This is a genomic window from Sphingobacterium sp. xlx-96 (assembly GCF_011007365.1).
Classification (GTDB): Bacteria; Bacteroidota; Bacteroidia; order Sphingobacteriales; family Sphingobacteriaceae; genus Sphingobacterium; species Sphingobacterium luzhongxinii.
The window spans coordinates 98,766-124,273 of record NZ_WFKM01000005.1 but is presented as its reverse complement, the minus strand read 5'-3'; the positions used below and the strand labels follow the sequence as shown (position 1 = coordinate 124,273).

The window sequence follows — 25,508 nt, the reverse complement described above, 5'->3', positions numbered from 1 at the left end:
TCATGCAAAGACATATAACATATCTATTCATTGTACTAGTAAGTAGTCTGATACTACTATCATGTATGGATTCGTATCTGGGACTGGAAAAGCTGGATATAAGTTCGGATAAGCCAGGTACATTGACTGTAGAAGAAGTTGTACCCAAGTCTGGGGGCTTGGAAATTCACTTTACGCTACCCAAGGGAAGCCCCAATAATGTTCAGGTCGTGGCGACCTATAAAAATAAAGCCGGTAAAATTGTAGAGTTTAAGGTGTCGCGGTATAGCAATGAGATCTTGGTAGAAGGGCTTACAGGTACGGATGAAGTGACAATAGAACTGGTAAGTGTGGATGAAAGTGGAAATAGGTCGGATGTTGTTACAGTGAAAGATAGACCTTTAATCTCTCCCGTAGAAATTGCTAGAGCTAGTTTGTCTGCGATTCCGGCTTTCGGTGGTGTAAAATTACTTTGGGAAAATAAAGGTTCTAATCCATTTGCTATCCATGTATTGACTGAACAGGAACTGCAAAAAGGCGTGATCGCACTGATGGAAGATCCCTCTAAAACGGTATACAGTTCCAGCGCCTCAAATACGGCGGTGTATTTGAGGCAATACGATAGCTTCGAACAAAAATTTGGTTTTGTAATATCTGATAAATGGGGGAATAGAACCGATACATTGGTACAGATGATTATACCTTATAAGGAAGAAGTCATAGATTACAAAATGGTAAAAGCAGTCAGTTATTTTAATCCATCTTATGGTACTACCGGCAAGGATTATAACCTGTCTGGGATTGACCCTAATACGGGTATCCCGAATGACGGAGTGGCGCACTCGGCTACTTTTCAGCCCCAGACCATTTTTAACGGGGTTACTGCCGCAAATGACTATTTAGCTTATAAGTATTTTGTTCAACCCGTAGGGCAGTCCCAAAAGACTTATGTGCAAGACTTATATGCTACATTCGACCTGAATCAGGACTTACGACTTAGCCGTGTACAAATATACCCCCGTCCTTCCAGTAGTTATCTTTATGCTAGGTCGAGTGTAAAACGGTTTAAGATATGGGGGACAAATGATGCAAATACAGAGCGTTGGTCAAAATTTCCACAGGGATGGACATTAATTGGTGAATATGTTGGTAAGATGCCTGAGTTTATGGCTGCCATTACGCAAGAAGAGACGGATTACTTCTATAATAAGCAGGAGTATGCAATAGTAGACGATAATATCAATTCTGAAGCTAAGCCTGCTGAATCTTTCCGCTATATGAGAATTCAGATGATGGAGTCGTATACAGCAACAGAAACTTTTTATACCATCAATGAATTTAAATTATTTGGTGAAGTGCTCAAGAAGTATTAATAGGTGTCTTATTAAAATAGTTATTTGAAGATGAAAAAGATAGTATATTTAATGGTCGCCACTTTGTCCTTATTTTCGGTCGGCTGTGATAATGCAGATGATTTATTGAATCAATATATTAAAGATGGTCCTATTGTATATGCAGGCCGTATTACCGATCTGAATATTAAATCTGGATATAAACGTTTGGGGGTGAGTGTATTTCCTGCTGAGGATGTCAATAGAGCTTATTGTATGTTGCGGTGGAATACTGGGTCAGGGAATAGAGACTCTATTAAAGTAAACTACACTGCGGATAATTATGATAGTACATTGCAGAGTTACTTTGCTATCATCGATATGCCCTCCATTGAGGGAAATGTATTAATCGAAGCTTGGAATGTGGATGCTTTTGGAAATAAATCGTTATTGACCAGTAAAGGCGGATTTGTGTATGGTGAAAACTATATTAAAACCCTGCTACCAGCATTGGCGAAATTCTCTACAGGAAATAAGACCGTAGAATTTGATAATAAAATAGGAGTAGTCGATAACCTAGTGAGTTATCAACAAACGGGGGGACAGTTTACAGACGAAGTTAAAGTGGAGAAGAGTCTTTCATTAGTTAATCCACTAAAAGGAGGGAAAGTACGTAGTAAATCCCGCTATTTAATTAACTCTAATGATCTAGATACATTAGTTACAGCAAATTATTTAGAAACAGTAATCCCTTAGTTTAAAATGAAAATAAATTTGATAGAGCGATGTCTAGCTAGCGATAGTCGGACATCGTTTCTCTCGATTTAGAATATAGTAATATGAGAAAGATACTTTTACCTATTTTGATGTTGGCAACAACATTTTTTGCTACAGCGCAAAAGCGCTCTTTTGAAAAAGACCAGAAAGGCTACGTTAATATTGGGGTAGAGACTATCCAGAAGTTAAATAAAACCAGTCCACTTGTATTAAGTGAAGAACGCTTATCTCTGCTGAAAACGATAGAGACTTATTCTGATCCATATTCGGATGTTCCATTTAAAGAATACCTGAAGAAGTCTGACGAAGAGGCCGAACTATTAGAGCACAAAGAACCTATTCTCTATGCTTATAGACTAGCTTTTGAGAAGGTACTGAAAGAGGTGAAAAGTACAAAGGTCAAAAAGGGGACGGCGTCGATCTGGATGTTGTACAATATGGGCTTTGTAATCAAGACCCCTTCGGGATGCTTTGGCATAGACGTCGACCATCGCTTGGCGGAACAATTGGCCCCTTATCTAGACTTTTTATATATCACGCATAATCACGGTGATCATGCTAATGTGAAGTTGATGGCAGCTATGAAACAGTTGGGGAAGCCTGTGATCACCAACTTTGATGTCGGCAATGCCCCGTATTTCTCGACGACTCCGTCTAGCTATAAGATTGGTAACTTTATGTTACGAACGGATATATCAGACCATCTGCGAAGTCCCGATTTGCCAAATTTTGTAGCTGTAGTTCGTATTGACTGTGGGGAGGATGCAGGTAATTTCTCGATGCTCCATTGTGGAGATTCTGGATTCGATCCACAACGATTCAAAGAAGTACAAGGGCCGGTAGACCTCGTGGTATTGCGGTGGGGAGCAGCCAGAGAGAATGATATCTTAGGCACGGGAGAAGGGCAGATTCAAACCAATTATGCACTCTTATCGCACTTGATTGAAATGAGACATAAGCCTTATCCGAAAGGCCAGGCCTCTATTACACAAACCCTAAAGCATCTTCCTAATGTAACCTGTGAAAATACTATTTTGCCTTTTTGGGGAGAAAGGTTAGTCTGGCAAAAAGGAATGTTGAAATAAACGCTGTTGCCAGACCGGATATAACATGCTCCTTGTGTTAGGAGCATGTTATATAATGGTTATGTAATTGGTTGGCACGGTCATTTCCGACTGGTTTTACTTATTTTTGCACCGAACTATTAATTCGCTGCTGTAGGTTCTTTTTTGAAGTTTATTTGATGCGGCGTTTAATTTAAATTGCTTAACTTAGTTATGCTATCAAAATTATTTAAACCTCTAGAGCGTGAAAGACGACCTAAAATATGTTGAAATTTTATGCCTTGGGCATGAATTAGGCTTACGGTATTTTATTGCTCGACTTGGAGACCCTTTACATTTTTTTGCCTACAAGATCACGAAGAATAAGGAAGTTTCTGAAGAGATCGTCTCGGAATCTTTTTGTAAACTCTGGCAGCGAAGAGAGAAGATGACAAGTTATGAATGCATAAAGTCCTTCTTGTTTTTAGTAACTCGTAATGCCTGCTACGATCATATGGGCTCCGCATATCAGAAGAAGGTATCTCTATCACACACAGACTGGACCAGTATCCAAGGAAAGGGTGGTGATATGTTGGGACAGATTATCTATGTAGAATTGATCATGCAGATTGCTGAAGAACTAGAGAAATTGCCCAAACAGCAGGCCGATGTTTTTCGGATGTCCTACCTAGAAGGAATGGATACGAAAGAAATTTGTGACTTATTGGGCACCACAGCCAGCACCGTATATTTCGCAAGATCGAAAGCTTTATCTACACTTCGTATGATATTCAAGGAAAAAGATATCAATCTATATATGACATTTCTGTTGATAAGTTGTTTTGGTGAAGGTTTTTAATCTATTTGATACCTTGGAATAAGAGTAGATGGTATAGACCTTGTTTTTGAAATTTCTCATAGTCAGCCTAATTTCGTTACCAATGCGGAGTAGTGTTCATGTCGGAATTGGCATCATATGGCAATGTGCACTTACGCTCATAGCCATGTATATAGTCGTAAAAGAGGGGGGGGGCTTTGTTAACAAGTATATTGGTCTTGGTTATAATGTCGTTAATCTTAAAGAAGAACTGGTATGAAAACCTTTGTCGCTACGAAAAGGAATACAATGCCTTCATACAGAAGAACAATCTGTGATATTGATCAAAGGAAAAGGGCTATTCCAATACGAAATAGCCCTTTCCCTTCGTTGGTTCAGATTAGATTTTGATTAAATGCTATTGATAAGTTCTTTCAATAATACCACCGGCTTGGTGTTTTTAACGACCATTTGAAGGTTCTTCTGCTCTTTCATGTCATAATATATTGATCTAGTTGCAGATACCGTACTGATCAGGTTACCACATTGATCTACAATGGGAGCGCCACTAGATCCTGCAGCATAGTCCGCAGTAATATCGGTTTGAGGTAGTTTGTCCGTTTTTGATATTGGATTCAAATAGTTACGTGCTACCTTACCAGTACTGAAATAGTTAATCATCGGAGCAGGATTGCTCATTACAAATACATTGTCTCCAACTTGGGCAGTGTTGCCTAAAGGAATTGGGGTCAGTTTTTTTCCTTTGGTGTCGATCTTTACAATCGCTAAGTCAGCGTCTTTGAAAGCGGATACAATCTCATTAACAAGGAACACATCCCCATCATTTGTTTGAATAGACATGGCTAGGTTTTTACCGCTACCGCTTTTGTTTTCGATATATCCCCGTATAACGTGGTGATTGGTCACGATTAAGCCATCTTCGCTGATGATGTATCCAGAAGCTGTGCTAAGATGTGTACGATGACATTTACCACAGTCAAAGGCACTTGCAAAAGCGACAAAAGAAGGTTTTATTAGGGTGGCGATTTCAGATGCTTCCAGTAATTTTTTACGAGGTTTTGCTAAGTTCGCTTCTATTTTTTTTCCTTCTACAGCGGCCAAATCGATGGCAGCTTGTTCAGAAGTTATAAAATTACTGCTTTTTAGAAGTTCTGCAGTTTTTAGCTCGAAGTTATTGTTAAACCGTTCTTGGTCACTAAAACCTTCCCATTTTTTTTGGGTCTGTGCGTATGACGCTATAGGCCCTAGATACAAGCCTATTGCAAATAGACCTAAAACTAACTTGCTTTTTTTCATGATTCTGTTTTTTTATATGTGTGATTTATTTTGGTTACTTTATTCAGTAAAGTTAGGGCTTTATGTGGATGCCTGTATCGCGTAACAATAATTTTAGAAAAGTATACCACGGAGATAGGTGAAATTGAATAACAGTTTGGTAAAATTATTTATAAAAGACCGAAAGTAGGTGATAAACTGGGAATCCTATTGGGGCGGTATCGTTATTGTCGTATTGCCCTCTTTTTATTTTTTTTATTAAAGCTACTTATTTCACTCGTGCTCAGCCTGATGAAAATGTGTTTTGTGAGGTATTCATGTGGTTCTTTTTCTATATAGGATATTAGGGTAAAAGTCATACGAATCTTTATTGATCTACAAATTCCAATTTCAATTGTTTTTATTAACTTCACCGTGTAAACAAACTACATCTACGCTAATTATATTATTACATGAAAAACTACCCAGTTCCGTCGGAAGAATTGGAACGTATCCATCGGTTACAGTCGTATGGGCTTTTAGGACTTGGTAAGGAACCCGAATTAGATGTGTTTGCGCAGGCAGCGTGTCTTATCGCGGACTGCCCTTCGGCGCTTATCGCCATGATGGAAGAAGAAGCCCAGCAGATCCAGAGTTGTGTCGGTATGGAACTCGATTCTGTAGAGAGACGTAATACGGTATGTCAATATACGATCATGAGTAAAGATGTGCTCGTCATAGAAGATACTTTTGAAGACCTTCGATCATCTACGAACCCGCTAATAAGAGAAGGAAATATCCGCTTTTATGCGGGAGTACCATTATTGGATGATGAAGGTTACGTTTTGGGAACCATATGCGTCATAGACTTCTCCCCGAAATCATTGTCAGAAAAACAGATTGAATCGCTAGAGAAGCTAGGGCAGGCCGTATCTAAAATTCTACTAAGTAAAAAGCGCAAAGTGCAGGCCGGTTACTTTGAAGAAATATTTCGGGTGACAAATAATATGATCTGTGTGCTTAATGATAAAAATGAGGTCAAAGAAGTCAATCCAATGCTGGCTCGAGCCTTGGGGATCCAAGTCAATGATTGTATAGGTCTACCTTTTGATAAATTACTGAACACGGATCGTCAACCTCTTTATCAGGAGATAAAGCGGGCTATATTAGAACAGGAAGGCGAACGTTTTACTTCGGTCACGCTAGGGGCAGGGGGAACGAAGATAGTCATAGAGTGGTATTTTAAGTATGATAAGGTAAATAGCGAGATTCTGGCATTCGGCAGGAATGTGACCCATGAAATAGAAGAGAAAGCCAAACTAGAAAATTCGGAACGTCGTTTTCGTAGTTTTTTCGAAAATGCTATCGGATTGATGAGCATGCACGATATGGACGGGAACATTATGGCTGTTAATGAAAGAGGCCGTAAACTATTGAAGTACAAGCTGGATGAGGTAATAGGTCTGAATTTAAAAAAGCTAGTCCCAGAAAACTTACAGGGAGCTTTTGAAGAATATCTAAAAAGGATAACAACCAACAAAGAGGACTCAGGTATGATGGTGCTCCGTACGAAGGAGGGAGAAAAAACGTACTGGTTGTACAGCAATACAGTAGAGGTTAGTCGAGAAGGGGAGCCTTATGTGGTGAGTACGGCGCTCAATATGACCGAACGTATTCAATTGGAACGTGATTTATTACGTACCAAACAAATTTTAGAACAGACCAATATGGTAGCTCAAGTAGGCGGTTGGGAAGTTGATTTTGAAGAGAAGAAGGTGTATTGGTCAGATTCTACCAAACTGATACATGGCGTAGATAAAGGTTATACCCCTGACCTGGAAAATGCTGTCGGTTTTTTTGATGAAGAAAGTCGCCCCTTATTACGTGCTGCATTTGAACGTGCTGTACAGAATGGAGTACCCTATGACATGGAGTTGCGGCTCCAGAAAAATGATGGACAACGAATTTGGGTTAGGGTCAAGGGGATTCCTGAATTAGAGAATGGCATATGTAAAAGAGTATTTGGTATCATCCAGGATATCGACCATAGTAAGACGTTGTATTTAGAACTGGAACGCAAGGAAGCTATGTTGCAGGCCTTTGTGAACTATGTTCCAGCTTCTGTAGCTATGTTTGACAGGGATTTTAATTATGTGGCGGTCAGTAACCAGTGGTTGGAGGATTTTCACCGTAGAAATAATAATCCATTGCAGGAGAATCTATTTAACCTATTTGCTGATATTCCGGAAAGACGAAGTAAGATATATCAAGATGCCTTAGAAGGTAAATCATATAAAAATACAAATGAAGTAATAGAAGCTGTTGGGATAGCAGAGCCTTTACATTATAACTGGGAGGTTCGACCTTGGCACCTAGCCGATGGCAATATAGGTGGGATTACCATTTTTATCCAAAATATAACCGAATCTGTCAAGATTAATGAAGAGTTGAAAATGGCAAAGGAGCGTGCAGATTTGGCCAGTCAGGCCAAATCTGAGTTCTTGGCAAACATGAGTCACGAGATACGTACACCATTGAACGGGGTTATAGGATTCTCCGACTTGTTAATGAAAACGCCGCTAAATGATATTCAGTTACAATATTTAAATTATATCAACGAATCCGGTAATAATCTACTTAATATTATCAATGATATTCTAGACTTTTCAAAGATCGAGTCTGGTAAGTTGGAGTTATTTATAGATCGATTCAATGTGTATGAGCTTGCCAGTCAAGTAATAAATGTTATCATTTATCAGGCGCAACGCAAAGATATCGAGCTACTTTTGAATATTGAACAGGGGCTGCCTGAATATATCTGGGTAGATGAGGCTCGTGTCAAACAGGTGTTGATTAACCTGTTAGGGAATGCTGTGAAGTTTACAAATTATGGCGAAATCGAACTGAAAATTGAAAAATTAAAGCTCAAAGATGACAGGCTTACTTTAAGGTTCTCCGTTCGAGATACAGGGATTGGTATTCCGATCGAGAAGCAACAACGCATTTTTGATGCCTTTACGCAGGAGGATAGCTCGGTTAGTAAGCGATATGGGGGTACAGGTCTAGGACTTACGATTTCTAATAATCTGTTGAAATACATGGGTAGTAAACTTTGCTTGGATAGTGAATTGGGTAAAGGATCGGAGTTCTTTTTTGATATAGAAGTACCTTACGAGTATGCCAGTGAAGAAGATATGGAAGATTTTGCTATTAACAGGATACTCATAGTAGATGATAATGCGAACAATCGAGGTATACTGCAGCACATGCTTGCGTATAAAAAGATAGATTCCATAACAGCAGAGAATGGGATGGAAGCTTTGCAACTGCTGATGCGGGGCGAACGTTTTGATGTTATTCTGATGGATTATCACATGCCCATTTTGTCTGGCGTAGAGACTATTGATAAGATAAAAGAACTTTTTCAAAAGCAGGGAGAGGCTGTGCCTTTGGTCGTCCTACACACATCTTCGGAAGAACATGAGGTGATATCTTCATTCAGACAAGAAGATCGATCTTTTTGTTTGTTGAAACCTATTAAGTCCAATGAACTTTATGAGATGCTGCGCAGGGCTATGCAACAAAATAAGACGGATAACAAGCAGATGGCAAAAGTGAGTCCTAAAGCAATAACAGAAATTTATGAACAATCTGCCAATATATTACTAGCCGATGATAATTCTGTAAATATGGCCTTGAATTTGCGAATTATGGCTTCATTGATGCCTAATGCTTCTTTAGTAGAAGTGTCTGATGGTGCACAAGCTATAGCTGCCTGTGTGGATCACGTTTTTGATATTATTCTTATGGATGTACAGATGCCTCAGGTCGACGGCATCGAGGCTACCAAACAGATTCGACAACTTCTAGGATATACTGATATACCTATCATAGGTATCACGGCAGGTAATGTCGTTGGTGAGAAGGAAAAATGCATAGAAGCAGGAATGTCTGATTTTCTAGCCAAGCCTATACGACAGAAGGATCTACAAACTGTATTGCAAAAGTATATACGGGTTGAAAGTAATGAACTTGGGGCTCGGACTGTCTTGGAAGAGCATTTGGACATGCGGGCACTAAGAGAACAGGTGGGAGACGACGAGGATTTTAGATCTTTTTTCTTAAATCTAGTGATCACGGAGATCCGTCAATCGGCTTTGAACTTAGAACAGGCTAGTAAAAACTACGACTTGCAAGCTATAGGAATGGTCTTGCATAAATTACGAGGAACAGCCGCTACAGCTGGCTTATTCAGACTAGATGGATTGGCTACTCAGTTGGAAAATGATCTTACTGTTACGAAAGACTTAGCAAACCGCATCCATGCCATCAGGGAAGAGATCGAAATAGGAATACATTTAATTACTAATTTAAAAGAGATATAATATGTTGATTTTAATAGCAGAAGATGATGAACTGATATTACGTACTATCGAGCATAAACTAGTGAAGGAGGGGCATGAGGTCTTATTGACTCGAAATGGTAAAGAAGCCATCGATACAATACGGGAAAAAGATGTTGATCTCGTAATAACAGATATAATGATGCCTTTTGCATCCGGGATTGAAATTCTTTCTTCTATACGCACATTTGGAAAAAAAGTGCCCGTTATTGTACTTTCTAGTATGGGGCAAGAAGAGGTCGTGGTGGATGCTTTCGATCTGGGAGCATCGGATTTTATGGTCAAACCCTTTAGCCCGAATGAACTGGTTTTGAGAATCAAGAGGTTAATAAATTAAAGGTGTTTTAATTAAGAGTTATGTCACAATTGATCACCATTCATGAACTGGTTGTAGTAATTATTGTTGTATTGCTAATCGTTTTGATCTTGATTATATCTGTTTTGATCTTTAGCTTTTACAGATACAGGTCGCTACAGCATCGGTTTGCGTGGTCAACAATTATCCAACAAAAAATAACGGAAGCTATTGTGGAAGGGGCAGAGAAGATGTCGGGAGATAATTCGTTTTCACTCCATCTCAAGGAGCCTTCTTTTCGTCGTTTTTTCTTGTCCACCTTAGTTTCGTCTGAACAGAAATTTATGGGTAAAGCAAGGGATGAGATAAATAACCTTTTTAGGGTTTATGATCTAGAACAAGAAGCTTGGAGGAAAATCCGTTCCAAACGGGACTATCTCATAGCCGGAGGGATACAGGAGCTCACCGTGATGAAGGTCGAGTCGGCGGTACCACAGATAGCCCTTTTTTTAAACCATCCTCGTCGACAGGTCTATCAAGAAGCACAGTATGCTATTGTGAGTTTTAAAGGGTTTGATGGTTTGTTTTTTCTGGATAAACTTGTAACACCGCTGTCCGATTGGCAACAATTACGGTTGCTACGTTCTATAGATACAGTACCCGACGGACAGATGCAGCACATTGTAAGTTGGTTGGGTAATAAAAATGAATCGGTGGCTGTGTTCGCATTGCGGCTTATAGGGCAGTTTCAGCTTCTTTCCTATTATCCAAAAGTGTTATCTATGTTAGACCACGAATCAATAACGGTACGTAAACATACTGTTCGGATATTACAGAAACTAGAGAATAGTTACACCGTAAGCCAATTGATTTCCTCTTTTGGTCAACAGCAATATGAAGTGCAGTTGGAGATATTAAAGGCTTTGAAAGTCGCAAAAAGTAAGCAGGCAGAACCGTTTCTTCAAGAACAGTTATGGCAACATCCTAATGTAGGGATTAAGGTGGCGGCAGCAGAGGTATTAATGATCTTGGAAGGTAAGTCTTATTTAAAGGATATCGCGGAGTCGCAGGATACGCCAATTCAGATTGTACATATTGTTAAACATGCTTTACAACAACAGATATGTTAGAATTTGCTCATATTCTATATGAAGTAGTAATATGGTTGTTTATTTTATATGCTATAGCCATATTCTTGATTTACAGCTGGGTGGGCTTATATGCCTATGGGGCGGTATTACGGTATAAGCATGAAAATACTTTCACAGATTACAATCTGATTGCAGTCAATCCGAATGCCCCTCGGTTTAGTATTATTGCTCCCGCTTTTAATGAGGGAAAGACTATAGTTGACAATGTACGGTCGCTTCTTTCCATCTATTATCATAAACTGGAAATTATTATCGTTAACGATGGCAGTCGGGATGACTCTATGGAGCAGCTGATCCGTGCTTATGATCTGGAGATGGTTTCGTTCTTTATTCAGGGCAATATATGTACGAAGGAAGTAAAGGGAGTATACAAGAGTAAAAACCCAGCTTTCAAAAAACTCCTTGTCGTGGACAAAGAGAATGGAGGTAAGGCGGATGCACTCAATGTCGGGGTGAATATATCTTCTGGAGAATATATCGTGTGTATAGACGTCGATTGTATTTTGGAACAAGACGCTATTTTAAAACTAGCTAAGCCCTTTTTAGAACAGACCAATAAACGGGTGATTGCCTGTGGAGGAGTAATCCGTCTAGCTAATAACTGTAAAATTGAAAATGGTAAAGTAATTGAGGTCAACCTACCCCAGACCTGGTTGGGACGTACGCAGGCTTTGGAATATATTCGGGCATTTGTCTTGGGACGCATGGCTTGGTCCAGGGCATCGGGTTTGATCTTGATCTCTGGTGCATTTGGTGCGTTTGATAAGGAGATTGTATTGGCTTGTGGGGGCTATGATAGCGATACGGTGGGGGAAGATATGGAACTCGTGGTACGCATGCGCCGTTACATGGAAGAGGAAAAGAGACCTTATGAAGTGGTGAACATACCGGATCCGTTGTGTTGGACCGAGGTGCCAGAATCAAGGGATGTGTTGAAAAAGCAACGCAACAGATGGATGCGAGGTACAATAGAAACCCTGTGGAAGCATCGTAAATTAATGCTTAATCCGAAATATGGAAGGCTCGGGATGGTCAGTATTCCATATTGGTTTTTCTTTGAACTCTTGGGGCCTATTGTTGAGTTTACGGGGTATTTTATCTTTTTAATATTTTGGATCTTAGGAATCATCAATTGGCCATTCTTCTTCGCACTATTGGCATTAGTAGTTTCATCAGGTATATTATATTCTATTTATGCAGTTTTGATCGATCTAGTGGGGCATCAGGTATATACAAAACGAAAAGATCTATCTAAACTCATAACGACAGCAATATTAGAGCCTATTTACTTCCATCCTATAGTGGTAAAAGCGGGAGTAGAAGGAGCAATCGATTATTTTCGAAAAAAACAGGGATGGGGAGAGATGACCCGACAAGGATTTCAGCAAGGAGTAAAGGGACTGCCATGGTGGCAACAGTTTGGAGAATACCTGCGGATGGTAGTGAAGAACTATACACCTATAGCTGCTGTTTTTTTGCTGTTCTTTCTTTTGACGGTTGGTGTAGAGCGTTGGTGGTACGCTCGGCAATTTGAACAACTGGAAGGTGCTGCTATAGGATGGCCGCTTTTTACAGATAATTTTTGTGTAGGCTTACAGTTTGCGCTTGCGGGGGGGCTTTTCTACCTCTTAATAGGTGCCATCAGTAGTTCCTTAGCAAGAACCTTTGCCATCGTTTCATTTTCGCTGATCATTATCACACAGTTTGTGTTGTTTTTATACTTTTCCGAATCCCGGAATCTACTCGGTGCAGATATATTTTACTATACGACAGAGGAGTTGAGTCAGATTTTGGAGGCAAGTGGTATGCTGAGTTGGACCAATATCGGATTGTTCGCTACGCTACTGCTACTGGTGGGCACACCTTTTTGGATTGTTAGCAAATGGCAGATGAAGACCGTTTTGGTTGGCTGTGTTTTCTTTGTGATCGGACTTCTCGTTTGTTTTGTCCCTATAGACCGGATTAACAATTCGCTTAGTGGAGATGAGTTTGTACAGAATGCCGAACGCAGTAAATGGCGGTATTTCTTGGCTTCGAATGCGACTAATTACATTCAGGAGCATCCATCGATTGCCGGTATATTAGGAGACGATGAAGTCGATGCCATGGGAAAAGATGATGAGTTTCCATTTCTACGTGTAGAAGATACTAAAGATCTGTTAGGACCTTATTTCAATTTAGCAGGCAGTCCTCCAAATCTCGTTGTTGTTATTGTAGAAGGATTGGGGCATGCTTATAGTTCGCCATCCGGATATATCGGTAATTTTACACCGTTCATTGATTCGTTAACTCGACGAGCATTGTATTGGCCGAACAACCTAAGTACATCAGGTCGGACATTCTCCGTGTTGCCTAGCCTATTAGGGTCCTTGCCTTTTGGGACTCATGGTTTCTTGGAGCAAGAGATCCTGCCCAAACATTTTAATCTTTTTAATGTGTTGAAGAAAAATGGGTTCCACACGGGATTCTATTATGGAGGAAATGCTGATTTCGATTTTATGAAGAAATTTGTTCGCTATAGTGAAGTGGACACGCTTATCGATCAATGGGCATACGAACCCCCTTATAGAAAGCTGCCTGCAAATGGTGGTGGCGAGAGCTGGGGGTACGAAGATCAAGCAGTATTTGGTAAAGTGTTAGAAACACAACGACTGCAATCGCAACCGTACCTTAATGTGCTGCTCACCCTATCAACGCATAATCCATTTTTGATCAATAATGTGGAACATTATGAAAAGATCTTTGATAAGCGTTTGAAAGGGGCCGATTTGTCTGCCGCAAACCAAAAATGGGCATTGGAAAATCGTAAACAGTTGGTGTCTGTATTGAATCTGGATGAGGCCCTCCAGCAATTTTTTAAAAGCTATGAGAAACGTCCAGATTTTAAAAATACCCTGTTCGTTATTACAGGAGATCACGCTATGCCTGAAATACCGTTACAGAGTAAGATTGATCGCTATCACGTTCCTTTAATTATATATTCACCCTTGTTAAAGTCTGCTCACACCTTTCGCCATATCGTAAGTCATCTCGATGTTACACCTTCGTTATTGGCTTTTTATAGAGAAAACTATAAGCTACAGACACCTGATCAAGTAACCTGGATAGGCCGTGGGCTTTCTGAAGGGCCTTCTAGTCGTAGCGCTGGTGCTGCGATGATGCAAAGTAAAAATCAGTTGATCGATTTCGTATGGGGCAATTATCATATCTCGGATAATAAACTCTTTAAGCTAGATGCCAAACTAAATGAAGAGCCTATATCGGACGACGCTATGAATGAAGCGCTAATACGTCGCTTTGAAGCTTTTAAGAAGGCTAATAAGAGGTCTTTTACGCAGAAGCAATTGATTCCTGATAGCCTTTATACCCGATATTTTCAGGGAGTTACATCAAGACATTAAAATGTTTTGATGTAACTCCCTGTAAAGTCAAACTGATTACCTTTTTCCTTTGGTCTGAACTCCTGATTGTAGTATGTGGATGATATCGAAAAAAGATTGGTACGTTTGATGGAGAAGTTGTATTCTGCTCCTACTTTAAATGTCTTTAGCTTGTATATGTTGTTGTCTAGTAGGTTGTTGCGGTTTTCTTCAGGACTTAATCCTGTCCCTATGATAAATCCAAGATAGTCATTAGCTCCCTTTGTATAGTAGCGCACTGTTCCAGCGTAAGACTGCGAGATGTTTTTGTTGTCCGGTGTGAGGTAGGTCTTTAAATTGAACCAGAAATTTTGATAATATTTACCCACTGAGGCTGTGTACATCCAAATATTGTCACTGAAATAGAGCTGGCGGTAGCCTATTTCCCCTTCAAAGCTATGAGGTAGGTTTGCATACAAAGATACGCCTGTCCTATATTTTGGGAAAATACCGACATTGTCCGAATAACCTGCGCCTACATATAGATAAAACATTTTTGAAAGTCTGGGGTAAGCTTCCAGTTCGAACTGCACACCATTGTCTGCAAACTTGTTGGCATAATTGGTACGGAATATCACAGATCCAATAGGAGTTGCTCTTTTATAACTCAGCCCTACAATATGCCAGTTGTCTGCAAATTGCTTGTCAAAATGAGCAAAATTGTATGTGAGACCTATTGCATTTTTGGCGGTGTACTCTTTGATACTTATGGATAGAGCCCGAGCCTCAGTATGTTTAGGGTTAATTGCTAAAAGCTGATTTATCGTTTTCTCTGCGAGCTGGTAGTTGCTACTGCTGTTATTTATTTTTGCTTTTAGTAGGAGTAGGTTTTCTGATGATGGGTGAACATAAAGACCCCTGTCAATTAGTGTATTTGCTTTGTTATATTGATCGTTCCAGTATTCCAAGGATCCATAGGCTAAAAAGAAATCTTCATCTTCTACTTTTTGATTATCCAATTGTTCGAATACATATCGCGCAGAATCGATTTTATCGGACCAGGTGTAGAGTCTACCTAAAAAAATACGGATATCCGTGTAGTTTGGTGCCTTTTTTAAGGCTTGCTTACTGAGGTCAATTGCTGCAGGGTAGTCTTTTCGATCAAAGGCACTACTACGTGCGCGTAGAAACAATTCATCGGCAGTGAGATTGCTCTCTTGCCCGGTACTATACACAGGCACAATGAAAAGGATAAGCAGAAGAGAACGCCATTTTTTCCAGATGAAAAATTGTGTTGACATAGGATGATGATGATTACTTGTTAAGTAGGTTAAAGATAACAAAAAAGTGTTTGTACAACGGTGATTTTTTTTGTTACAACTCGATCATTTTTGATAAAGTCGTAGAAAGGTTTATTTTCATTACAACGGTAAAGATATTTTGTTGCTTTTTGCCCCTAGCCATTATGCCGATAGAAATACGTTGTTCCGTATAGAGCCGTACGAACTTAATCGTTTGATAAGTTGGTCCATTAATAAAGTCACCCTTTTTGAAACCTTTAGATTACCATTTGCTAACTTTTAGGTCGTTCACCGCTGATAAACCAATATTTCTAAGCGCCTTTGTAATTGTTTGGTGATAGGGCCTGCGCCAGATTCAAAATCTTTATATCCCAGCACAGAAGTGATAGGAGTTATGTTTTTGGTTGTTGAACTAATAAAAGCTTCTCGTGCCCATTGCAGATCCACTATACTTATGTCTCGGACCTCGACTTCAGTTACTTCCCTTGCTACTTCAATGATTTTTTTACGCGTTACCCCTTGCAATACATCATCGGCTGCTGTTAATAGATTCCCTTCTGAACTCACCAAAAAGAAATTGGCACGTGGACATTCCGAGATGAGCCCATTTTGCACATAGACTACGTCGTCTGCCCCATGCGATTTGGCTACTTTTAATGCCTGTATCCCCATGACATAATCTATCGATTTGACTTGGCTGAAAGGTCGGTGATAGTCAAAGGGGAAAAGTCGTATTCCTTGTTCTTCTTGACCAATATTCCGTGTGATAGAATGTTGACTGATAATCAGGTTGGGCTCAGCGATACTATACCCATCGCTGCTGTATCCGCCGGTTAATAGTATCTTGATGCCCGATTGGGGGATGTTATTTACTTGCATTAATACCTCTATAAAATTCTTGAGTTCGTCTCTAGAATATTTCACGGGGAGATCCATCAATTCTGCAGATCGATAAAAGCGGTCCAGATTGTCTTCTAGAAAGATTGCTGTATTGTTTACTGTTTTGAAATAGTCGAATATACCATAACCACGGGCGATTGCAAGATCATTTGTAGCTAATTTTGCTTCTTTTTCTGGAATCAGAACTCCGTTGAAGTTTACATAGGTTGCGTGCATTTTTGTTTTTTAGTTAGAACTGAATAAATCCGTACGGCTTCCTATTCCTAAAATAGTATAAATCGTTTTCAGATGATATTTTACCGTATTTTCTGAAATAAAGAGCTCATTTCCGATTTCCTTATTTGTTTTACCTTCTTTTAATAGTTCAATGATTTGTTTTTGTCTTGGTGTAAGTGAAAATTGCTCTAGATCTAGGCTATTCTCACCTTGATCATTTATTGCCATGGTCACTCGTTCCAACTCTTTCCGCATCAGTAAATTTTCGTGTTCCAAGAGGAGATTACGTTGTTTACTTACCTTAAATAGGCGTAATAAGACAGTAATTAATACAAGCAAGAGAATAGAAAGTATAGTGAAAAAAAAACGTGTTTTTCCAGCATATTGAATTTCTACATTCTTTCGTGTTGCGAGAAGCTCCTTTTCTAGAACGGTAAGTTTGCCATTCTCAAAAGGTGCATTATACGTACTGGATATCGCTACACCTTGTTTTTCATGCATTGATGCATTTTTATAGTCCTCAATTACGGTATAGAAGTGACTCATGGCATAGTGTAATATGATTTTGTAAAGATCCATATTATACTTTTCTGCGTAATGCATACCTTGGTCAAATGCCTGCTTTGCCTTTTCCTGGTCTTCGAGGTGCTCACTAAGCCCTATTAACTTGGAATAGATAATGGGTAGGTGTTTCGGACTTTGTATCTCTAAGATCGTAATCCCCCTGTTTAATATGGACTCTGCTTGTTTAAATTCCTTATTTCTTATAGCGAGTACAGCTAGCACATTCATATAGAAGGCATGACTTTCCGCATTTAGTAAGTTTAAGTTCTTGAAGTCAATCTCTAATTGTAATTTTGTCAGTTCTTCATAGTTCTGACTATCAAATGTAATTAGCGCTTTTTCAACAAGTACTCGAATTTCCGCTTCTTCCTTTTTGTCTGTTTTTATCCCATATTCGAGTGCTTTATCCAGATTGTTAATCGCCTCTGGATAGTTGAATACCCTTTTATAGGTTAGTGCTTTTTGGAGGTAGGCATTGTATCTGTCATAATTTGAGGCATTGTCGGTATGGATGATATTATCTAGTTTTAATAGGGAAGCCTCATAACCTTTTTTATCATTGAGTTCAGAAATTTCTTGATGCAGTTTGACTGGATCAATAGGGCTGTGCGGGGTACAAGAAAATGTAAAAAGTAGTACAGCAAATAATACGGATAATCTCATTTTTAACGAATCGTAACAAAATATTGGAATTTAATCCATCGCCTTATTTTTCAAATGTAAATAATTACTTCATAATCCGCCAGCTGACGGGGCCAAAGTGTTTTCTGCACGTTTTTGTTTCGAAATGGTGTACATGCTGCTTCGCGCTCATTTCTGTTTGTGCAGTTCCATTACATGGATATTTTATACTTACTAAGATTACAAAAATAGAAAGTTAATATTGCTTTCTGTAGAAATCTCTTGATTTGTTTTTGTTTTTTTGGTCAGTAGGAGCGCGGAAGAATTATTGGTTCTGCAATAGGTTAGTACTAGTGTTATTGAGTATTAGTATTGTTTATCTATTAGGATGACATGTGACTATGTTCAACTTGTTTTAACCTGTGTTTTTTTGTTATAAATGTAATTTTAAATTTCTTTTTTGTTTTTTTCTGCTTTTTCTGTACCGCTATACGGTCTTCTTATGTTTTTTTATAATTCATTTGTTTATAGTTTTTTAGGTTTATTAAGTCCAATTGCGTGGTTTTATTTTTTTTAAAAACTACCCATAGAATAATAGTGTCTACTTAAATCTGATTACAATATTTCTTTTTCTTCCAAACTTCACATTGTTTTTCACAGTGAAAGGCCCAACCAAGAAGTGTGCAGATCAGCGGATTTGGCCTAGAGCTATGAATGAATGTTTGACAATTGTTAAATATTGATGTTATGAAAAGCTATTTAATTGAATGGGACGACTTAATCTTTTCTAAAAAAAGGTTAATTAAATCAATTAATCGTGTGTTTTTTCAGGTTATTAATATGTGTTTGGGACATTGTCCTTAACTTTGTTTTTAGAAAAACAGGTGTTTCACTCTTCTTTCTTGTAATGTTTGCACATGAAGTTAAGTCGCAATGTACATATAACATTGATGCAGGATCTACAGTTGTAAATCTTGTCGGGGTATCTACAAATGGACCTATGGAAGCAGCATTTGTATGGACGTTTAATAATACAGTATATGTCGCTATAAATTCTACCCACGACTTGGCCGATATGTACATTAACTCGCCTACCGTTACCACAACGAATAAGGAAGCGTGTGGAGTTGGGGTTAATTTGATCGTTAATAGCAATTCTCCAGGGACAGATCCAAAAACAGGACTAAAAGGTAATCTGAATGATGCTAAATGGACATTTAGGTTTGACAGAATTACATTGCTCCCATACTTGAATGATGGAATAAATTACATTACGATTCATGGAATTGGTGGAGGTCATGATGTAAATGAGGCACAATACACATTTGTAGTTCCAAAAGTTGACGTGACTGTTTATAAAAACTGGATAGGTGGATCGAATTATCCGAGTATCAATGTAACGCTATATGGTATGGAGGCGAACAGTACAACTGGAAAGATGCAGCAGTAGTATTGGATCAACTGGTACGTACATTGAGAGGCAATCCAACGTTTAAGATTGAGTTATTCAGTCATACAGATAGCAGGGGTAGTCATCGCTCTAATGATCAACTTTCTTAACGTCGTGCAGAGAGCGCTGTAGATTATATTATTTCTAGGAGAATCGAATGGGGCCGGATTGTCGCCAAAGGATACGGAGAGCGTCGCTTGTTAATCATTGTGCCGACGGGGTTAAATGTACAGCAGCAGAATATCAGGCTAATAGTAGGACCGAAGTCGAGGTGCTGAAGTATTAGTTATTAAGTTTCATATTTTACATGGTAACCGATCCCCTCGGTGCCAGATTTGTTTGGACAGCCCTCGCTATTGCGAGGATTTATTTGGTGTTATAATGCTTTTTTTTCCGAGTAATCTTACGTGTCGTGTGGTTCGTAGTTGTTTTCACGCAGATGATTGACCAAAAGCTAGAGGTCTTTTTCAAAAATCTGGTAGTGAGGTGTTATTCAGCTTATCATGCGTGCACTTATGTCTCTTTCTAATGCGAAATGTAGAATGAGTAGTTGATCGCTTCGGTGTTGATTATTGGTGTGCTATGGGATTTTAGGATATCTAGGTTTTCTAAACTATTTGAACCTAATTTCAGCTGATATGTTACGATTTGAAGCTTTGATCCAAATGAGACCGTTATATCCAATACACCTTCTATCGATAGAATTCTTCCGATGAAAGTATCGACGTAGATACCTTCGATATCCGAATTGATGGAGATCATGACTACACCCAGAATATCGGTTAGTGACTGCGATACAATGTATAGCTGATGAGTTGTTTTGGTGAGGATAAGTTTCAAAGTATGCTAGCTGTACTGAAATTCCATTATTGCAGACCTACAGTCAGGCGCGAGCTTTAACAGTCAAGCACAAAAACGCCTGAAGCGGGGAACTTCAGGCGTTTTAAACTAACCAATTATTAACCTAAATTATGAATACTAATATAATATCCAAATCTGTGCCAATTTAATATAATGTCATTTTTGTTTAACCAAAATTAACGTTTTTAGCGTGTATATACTTGTTGTTTTTCGTAACCGGGGTTTTGAGATAAACTTGGGTTTGCTTCTATGGCGCTGATCGGAATAGGAAGCAGTACTTTATATGCTGCGGATACAAAATCTTTCTCTTCTCGGGCGTCAAGGTATTTACCGAAGCGGATTAAATCAGTACGACGATTACCTTCCCAGTATAATTCATAACCTCTTTCCTTTAATATTTTATCCAGATCTACCGTGGTATAGGCAGGCATGCCCCGTTTTTTGTTACGTAGATAGTTGATGTCTTCAAGGGCTCCTGTAGCATCACCAGATCGGAATTTTGCTTCTGCACGCATGAGGTACGTATCGGAAAGCCTATACAGCGGGAAATCGTTTCCTGCATTGCTCGTGTTGGTCGTGGATGGATTTGGAGCAAACTTAACAATTCGTACACCAGCCTCTTCTTTGGAGTTTTTGATACTAAACTCTTTAGTGAAGATCAATGGTGCTCCAGTGCGTGTCTTTAGTGCTACACCTGTAGGCGAGTACTGCTGCCCGATGAGTAGACCTTGGTTAAATCCTAGTTGTCCAATAAGGCGTTTGTCTTTATAGCGTTTGTCGGATGTATCCCAGGTGTCGACAAAGGAAGGAGTAGTACAGCAGCCATTCCATAGACTGGTAAAGTTGCCAAACTTTTGGTTGTAATGCAGTGTTATGGGGATCCATACCGATCCGGTTAGCCCTACGGTCTCATCGTATATAATTGATAAGATCGACTCTGTGCTGTGTAGGTATTTGGCATTGTCATACTGAAATAAACCCCAATAGTCATCTGCAATGTTATATTGCCCCGAACTGATAATGTTATTACACTGCTGTATGGTTTCGTCCCATTTAGGTGTACCTAGAAAAACCTGATGGTTAAGATAGATGTTTGCCAAAAGCATTTGAGCAGCGGCTTTGGATACACGTCCATAAGGGACATCGGTTTTGGATTTCAATGCTGGAATAATTTCATTGAGATCTGAGATCATGCGGTGTACTGCCGCGCTACGGTCTAGAATTACCGGTTTTTTTGAATAATCAGTTTCAGTATGTTCTCGGAACGGAAATTGGCCAAAATTATCTGTTAATTTAAACATACATAACGTCCGGATGAATTTTACCTCGGCTATGTACTGATCTATCTCAGGTGATTTTGGAAAAGCAGATAAATACTGCAGAGCGACGTTGCAACGGGTAATTCCCAGCATAAAGCTGTTCCAGGTATTCCGTATATAGATGTTGGTAGGCGTGTATTCATGTGTGGATAGTGTCTGAAGATCCGGAGTCACCCAGTCCGAACCGCGTGCAGGCCAGGCCAGCTCATCTGTAGTCGCGAGTAGCGTTCCCCATACACCCGATCGGTTTTGCAGATCGCGCATGTAGGCATAGGCCGGAGCAACGATCATTTCCACATTTGCGGGATTGTTGACTAATTTATTGCCATTGACCTCATCAAGTATCTGTTCTTCTATTTTACAGGAGTGAAACAGCAAAAATGTAAGACAAAGTAATAGAAATGTGGGTTTCATATGTGCTGCATTAAGATTTTTCATAATTAGAATTCTACGTTTACGCCAAAAAGTATTGTCCGTGCTTTAGGATAAGTCGTCCAGTCTATCCCGATAGATGGTACTCCCCCAGATGAGTGGTCCGCATTCACCTCAGGGTCATATCCTGAATATTTTGTTATCGTGAATAGGTTATTGGCCGAGAGATTAAAACGTACTGAATTGATCCAATCTACATCCCTTAGCTTGAGATTGTATCCCAAAGTAGCATTTGAAAGACGCAAGTACGAACCGTTTTCAATAAATCGACTACTATAGGTCAATGTTCCATTTGGATTTTCATCGGTCTCTATGGCTGAGTTGCTTGCGTTCCATTCCTTCGCGATGAGTGTATTCTGATTGATGATATTTGCGACATTATTGTATACTTTGTTGCCATATACACCATTGAAAGCTACGTTTAGATCGAAGCTTTTGTATGCTAGAGAGGTGTTGATGCCGTATGAAAAACGGGGTAGAGCCGATCCCAAAGTCTGTTGAAGTTCAATGCCGTTTTCATCCTTTTCAAATAGGCTATTACCCTGTTCATCAAAACCTAAGAATTTTCTGCCCCAGAAGGTGCCTATAGCATAACCGTTTTTGATAATCTGTGAGGAATGGCCTGTGATACCTGGCCCACTAGGCGATCCAGTTGTGATCTGGCTAATAGGCAATCCCGATACCCGATTTTTTATAGTCGTGAAGTTGAATCCCAAATCCCACGTGAGATCTTTCTTTTCTAAGATAACACCGTTTAGAGAGATTTCTATTCCTTTGTTATTGATTCGCATATCCTCAACATTGGTCCACACTCTGGTGGTTGGAGCAGGAGAGACTGAAAAGACCTCTAAAAGCACGTCTTTTGTAGTTTTGTCAAATAAATCTATTGTACCATTCAGACGACCTTGTAGAAAGCCGAAATCTAAACCTAGGTTTAGCTGATCGGTTTTCTCCCATTTAATATCTGGATTTGGGGTGCGTGTCAAGGTCACACCCTGAATAACATTTTTGCTTGATCCGTCTAAGATAGCACCACCCGATGAGCCTAGGAGCATTTGTGAGATTTTATTGGGTATTTCTTGATTTCCTGTAATACCCCAGCCTGCTCTTAGCTTCAAGTTGCTAAATAGATCGATGTCTTTAATGAATTGTTCTTCATTCATACGCCAGGCTGCAGATGCCGAAGGAAAGTAGCCGTACTTATTGTTGCTACCGAACTTTGTCGAACCGTCTGCCCGCATAGTTGCTGTCAATAAATATTTGTCGGAAAGGTTGTAGTTGGCACGACCGAAGAATGATTGCAGTGCATTTTTTAATATGCTTGAACTGACCGCCGCTTGTTTTGAATTACCTAAACTGAGATCGTTGACATAGTCAAAGTCATCAATAGTAAATCCTTCTTCAGTAAGCTTATAGGATTGCGCTTTAAACTGTTGATAGGAGTGCCCCGCCAAAAGATTGAATCGGTGTTTGTTATCAACGTTGAAGTCATAGGTCAGGAAGTTTTCAGCCAAACTACTATTCTGCTCCACATTACTGATATCGACTGTGCCCTTATTGGTCAAATAGATGAGGCTGTGGTGTTGTGTCACTTTTCGTGAAGCATTGGAACGATCCGAAGCCAGATTGATTTTGTATTTTAAGCCCTTAATAATATCCAATGACGCTGTTATATTCCCCAAGATACGGTCATTCTGGTTGTTATCGTTGGTCAGGTTGATCATCGCCAAAGGATTTCTAACATCCTTGCTTAGTTGATAATAACTTCCATCCGGGTGGTAAATAGGTAGTGTAGGGTTGTTTTTTAAAGCCGAAAGAATGACATCTCCCTCAAAACCTCCGGTTTCGCCTATAGGTACACGTCGGTCTTTTGTACGTGCCGCCGTAATATTGGCCTCGATTTTCAGCCTATTGTTGATTAGGTTTTGACTGATGTTGAATCTTGCGGTTAGTTTTTCTAATCCGGTTTTACGGATGATACCTTCTTGATCCATGAAGCCAAGAGATCCCCGATAGTTGCCATTTTCATTTCCTCCTCCATACGAGAGATTGTGGTTTTGGGAATAGGCTGGCCTGTATATTTGATCTTGCCAGTTGGTGCTTGCTCCATAGTCTCCACCCGAGATCCCCTTGGAGGTACGGTAGGATTTGAATGTTTCGGCACTCATGACATCCAGTTGTTTCGGCAGCGTAGATATGGAGGCATTGGAACTTATGTTGAGAATACCTTTGCCACTTTTTCCTTTTTTTGTGGTGATGATAATAACTCCGTTGGCTCCCCTGGATCCATAGATAGCAGTCGCCGAAGCGTCTTTCAAGATATCCATGGAAGCAATGTCATCGGGATTTAGAAAGTTTAGCGGATTTTTAGTGGCATTGCTTCCAGCACCCGATATTGTTGCACCAGAGGGTTGGATATCGGTAATGTCGAGTGGAACCCCATCGACCACGTAAAGTGGGTCTTGCCCCGAACGTACCGAGTTGGATCCCCGTACACGAACCATTGCACCAGCGCCAGGTTCCCCTCCATTGGTGATAATATTGATCCCAGGAGCTCGCCCCTGCATTAACTCAACAGGGTTGGTCACCAGTCCTTTGTTAAAGTCTTTGTCTTTGAGTGATGATATCGATCCTGTTAAATCTTTTTTATTCACAGCACCATAACCTACCGATACGACAACTTCGCTCAGTCCGACAGCGGAATTGCCTAGCGTAACATCGATGTTGGATCTCCTCGCGGTAGATACTGTCTTATTTTCCATACCTAAGTATGAAAAAATTAAAGAAGCATTGCCTGTTCCAACAGTGATTTCATAGCGACCGTTATTATCGGTACTAACTCCACTCGAGGCGCCTTCGCTTTTGACAGATACACCGCGGAGAGGAGTTCCCATTTCATCTGTGACAAGGCCTGTTACTTTTCGTTGTTGCGCACTTTCTTTGGATCTCGTAGCTTTCGTTTTCGGTTTTAAGACGATTAGGCCATCAGGCTTAATCTCGTAGCTGATCGATTCGTTTGGAAACAACTTGTCGAGCACTTGCTGTATAGAATTGTTTTTTACATGGATACTCACCTTTTTAGGGATATCTAGTTGTTCTCTTTGGTAGAAGAAACGATAGGTTGTTTGTCTCTCTATTGCTTTGAGAATGTCGATAATACTTGTTTGATCATAATCAAGATCAAGGGACTGATTTTGTTGTGCAAAGCCGGTATTTAAGCAGAGCATAAATAAAAACAAGTGAGTCCCGTACCAACATCTTTGAAGAAGACGTTGTTTTTTAGGTGTTTTTTGCATAGTTTTAAGTAAAGATTAGTTTTTAAATCCTTTATTAATTGGTCTTTGGTGCCGAAGGAGTTTTCGAAGGGTCTTTCGGCATTTTTTAATGCTTCTTCATTTTACATAAGCCTAGGTA

At 39.6% G+C, this 25,508-nt stretch carries 17 protein-coding genes; 10 read left to right on the top strand and 7 right to left on the bottom strand.

Going from position 1 to position 25,508, the window contains the following annotated elements:
• Positions 1 to 2 precede the first annotated feature (2 nt).
• The 5 genes from G7B20_RS09805 (at position 3) to G7B20_RS09785 (ending at position 4,227) form a co-directional block, all read left to right on the top strand.
• The gene (locus G7B20_RS09805) at positions 3 to 1,352 is read left to right on the top strand and encodes a DUF5126 domain-containing protein (RefSeq protein ID WP_164110756.1); all 1,350 of its coding nucleotides are present in this window, start codon (positions 3 to 5) and stop codon (positions 1,350 to 1,352) included.
• Between the two features lie 30 nt (positions 1,353 to 1,382).
• Entirely contained in the window at positions 1,383 to 2,066 is a 684-nt protein-coding gene (locus tag G7B20_RS09800; RefSeq protein WP_164110754.1) for a DUF4998 domain-containing protein, read from the top strand.
• An 83-nt stretch (positions 2,067 to 2,149) separates the two neighbouring features.
• Positions 2,150 to 3,172: an MBL fold metallo-hydrolase gene (locus tag G7B20_RS09795; RefSeq protein ID WP_164110752.1), complete on the top strand. Its 1,023-nt coding sequence runs from the start codon at positions 2,150 to 2,152 to the stop codon at positions 3,170 to 3,172.
• 223 nt (positions 3,173 to 3,395) lie between these two features.
• On the top strand, positions 3,396 to 3,989 hold the full coding sequence (locus G7B20_RS09790) for an RNA polymerase sigma factor (protein ID WP_164110750.1): 594 nt from the start codon (positions 3,396 to 3,398) through the stop codon (positions 3,987 to 3,989).
• 82 nt (positions 3,990 to 4,071) lie between these two features.
• A complete protein-coding gene (locus G7B20_RS09785) occupies positions 4,072 to 4,227 on the top strand; it encodes a hypothetical protein (protein ID WP_164110748.1) in 156 nt (51 codons plus the stop codon).
• 131 nt (positions 4,228 to 4,358) lie between these two features.
• Here the strand turns inward: G7B20_RS09785 and G7B20_RS09780 are convergent, their stop codons facing one another.
• Positions 4,359 to 5,264, bottom strand: coding sequence for a serine protease (locus tag G7B20_RS09780; RefSeq protein ID WP_164110746.1), 906 nt, complete (start codon positions 5,262 to 5,264; stop codon positions 4,359 to 4,361).
• A gap of 431 nt (positions 5,265 to 5,695) precedes the next feature.
• Here G7B20_RS09780 and G7B20_RS09775 point away from each other — a divergent pair, with 431 nt between their 5' ends.
• From G7B20_RS09775 to G7B20_RS09760, 4 genes are read left to right on the top strand one after another with little or no spacing between them, the layout of a single operon-like run.
• A complete protein-coding gene (locus G7B20_RS09775; protein WP_164110744.1) occupies positions 5,696 to 9,607 on the top strand; it encodes a response regulator in 3,912 nt (1,303 codons plus the stop codon).
• Between the two features lies 1 nt (position 9,608).
• Positions 9,609 to 9,962, top strand: a complete 354-nt coding sequence (locus G7B20_RS09770) for a response regulator transcription factor (RefSeq protein WP_079642615.1) — start codon at positions 9,609 to 9,611, stop codon at positions 9,960 to 9,962.
• Between the two features lie 20 nt (positions 9,963 to 9,982).
• On the top strand, positions 9,983 to 11,050 hold the full coding sequence (locus G7B20_RS09765) for a HEAT repeat domain-containing protein (protein ID WP_164110742.1): 1,068 nt from the start codon (positions 9,983 to 9,985) through the stop codon (positions 11,048 to 11,050).
• Positions 11,044 to 14,472, top strand: coding sequence for a sulfatase-like hydrolase/transferase (locus G7B20_RS09760; RefSeq protein ID WP_164110740.1), 3,429 nt, complete (start codon positions 11,044 to 11,046; stop codon positions 14,470 to 14,472). The genes G7B20_RS09765 and G7B20_RS09760 overlap by 7 nt, the downstream gene beginning before the upstream one ends.
• On the opposite strand, the gene G7B20_RS09755 is transcribed toward G7B20_RS09760, so the two are convergent.
• The 3 genes from G7B20_RS09755 to G7B20_RS19680 all read right to left on the bottom strand — a co-directional run bounded on the left by G7B20_RS09755 (position 14,469) and on the right by G7B20_RS19680 (position 18,074).
• A complete protein-coding gene (locus tag G7B20_RS09755; RefSeq protein ID WP_164110738.1) occupies positions 14,469 to 15,731 on the bottom strand; it encodes a YaiO family outer membrane beta-barrel protein in 1,263 nt (420 codons plus the stop codon). The genes G7B20_RS09760 and G7B20_RS09755 overlap by 4 nt on opposite strands.
• A 288-nt stretch (positions 15,732 to 16,019) precedes the next feature.
• Positions 16,020 to 16,847, bottom strand: coding sequence for an aminotransferase class IV (locus tag G7B20_RS09750; RefSeq protein ID WP_164110736.1), 828 nt, complete (start codon positions 16,845 to 16,847; stop codon positions 16,020 to 16,022).
• Between the two features lie 9 nt (positions 16,848 to 16,856).
• Positions 16,857 to 18,074 carry a helix-turn-helix transcriptional regulator gene (locus G7B20_RS19680; RefSeq protein WP_317164264.1) on the bottom strand — a complete coding sequence of 406 codons (1,218 nt, stop codon included), beginning with the start codon at positions 18,072 to 18,074 and terminating at the stop codon, positions 16,857 to 16,859.
• Positions 18,075 to 18,939: 865 nt separating this feature from the next.
• On the opposite strand from G7B20_RS19680, the gene G7B20_RS09740 reads away from it, so the two are divergent.
• Complete coding sequence (locus G7B20_RS09740) at positions 18,940 to 19,482, top strand: hypothetical protein (RefSeq protein WP_164110734.1); 543 nt, start codon at positions 18,940 to 18,942, stop codon at positions 19,480 to 19,482.
• A 525-nt stretch (positions 19,483 to 20,007) separates the two neighbouring features.
• On the opposite strand, the gene G7B20_RS09735 is transcribed toward G7B20_RS09740, so the two are convergent.
• The 3 genes from G7B20_RS09735 to G7B20_RS09725 form a co-directional block, all read right to left on the bottom strand.
• Positions 20,008 to 20,322, bottom strand: a complete 315-nt coding sequence (locus tag G7B20_RS09735) for a hypothetical protein (RefSeq protein WP_164110732.1) — start codon at positions 20,320 to 20,322, stop codon at positions 20,008 to 20,010.
• A 206-nt stretch (positions 20,323 to 20,528) separates the two neighbouring features.
• Positions 20,529 to 22,100: a RagB/SusD family nutrient uptake outer membrane protein gene (locus G7B20_RS09730; RefSeq protein WP_240452755.1), complete on the bottom strand. Its 1,572-nt coding sequence runs from the start codon at positions 22,098 to 22,100 to the stop codon at positions 20,529 to 20,531.
• Between the two features lie 2 nt (positions 22,101 to 22,102).
• Complete coding sequence (locus tag G7B20_RS09725) at positions 22,103 to 25,390, bottom strand: TonB-dependent receptor (RefSeq protein ID WP_164110730.1); 3,288 nt, start codon at positions 25,388 to 25,390, stop codon at positions 22,103 to 22,105.
• Positions 25,391 to 25,508 lie beyond the last annotated feature (118 nt).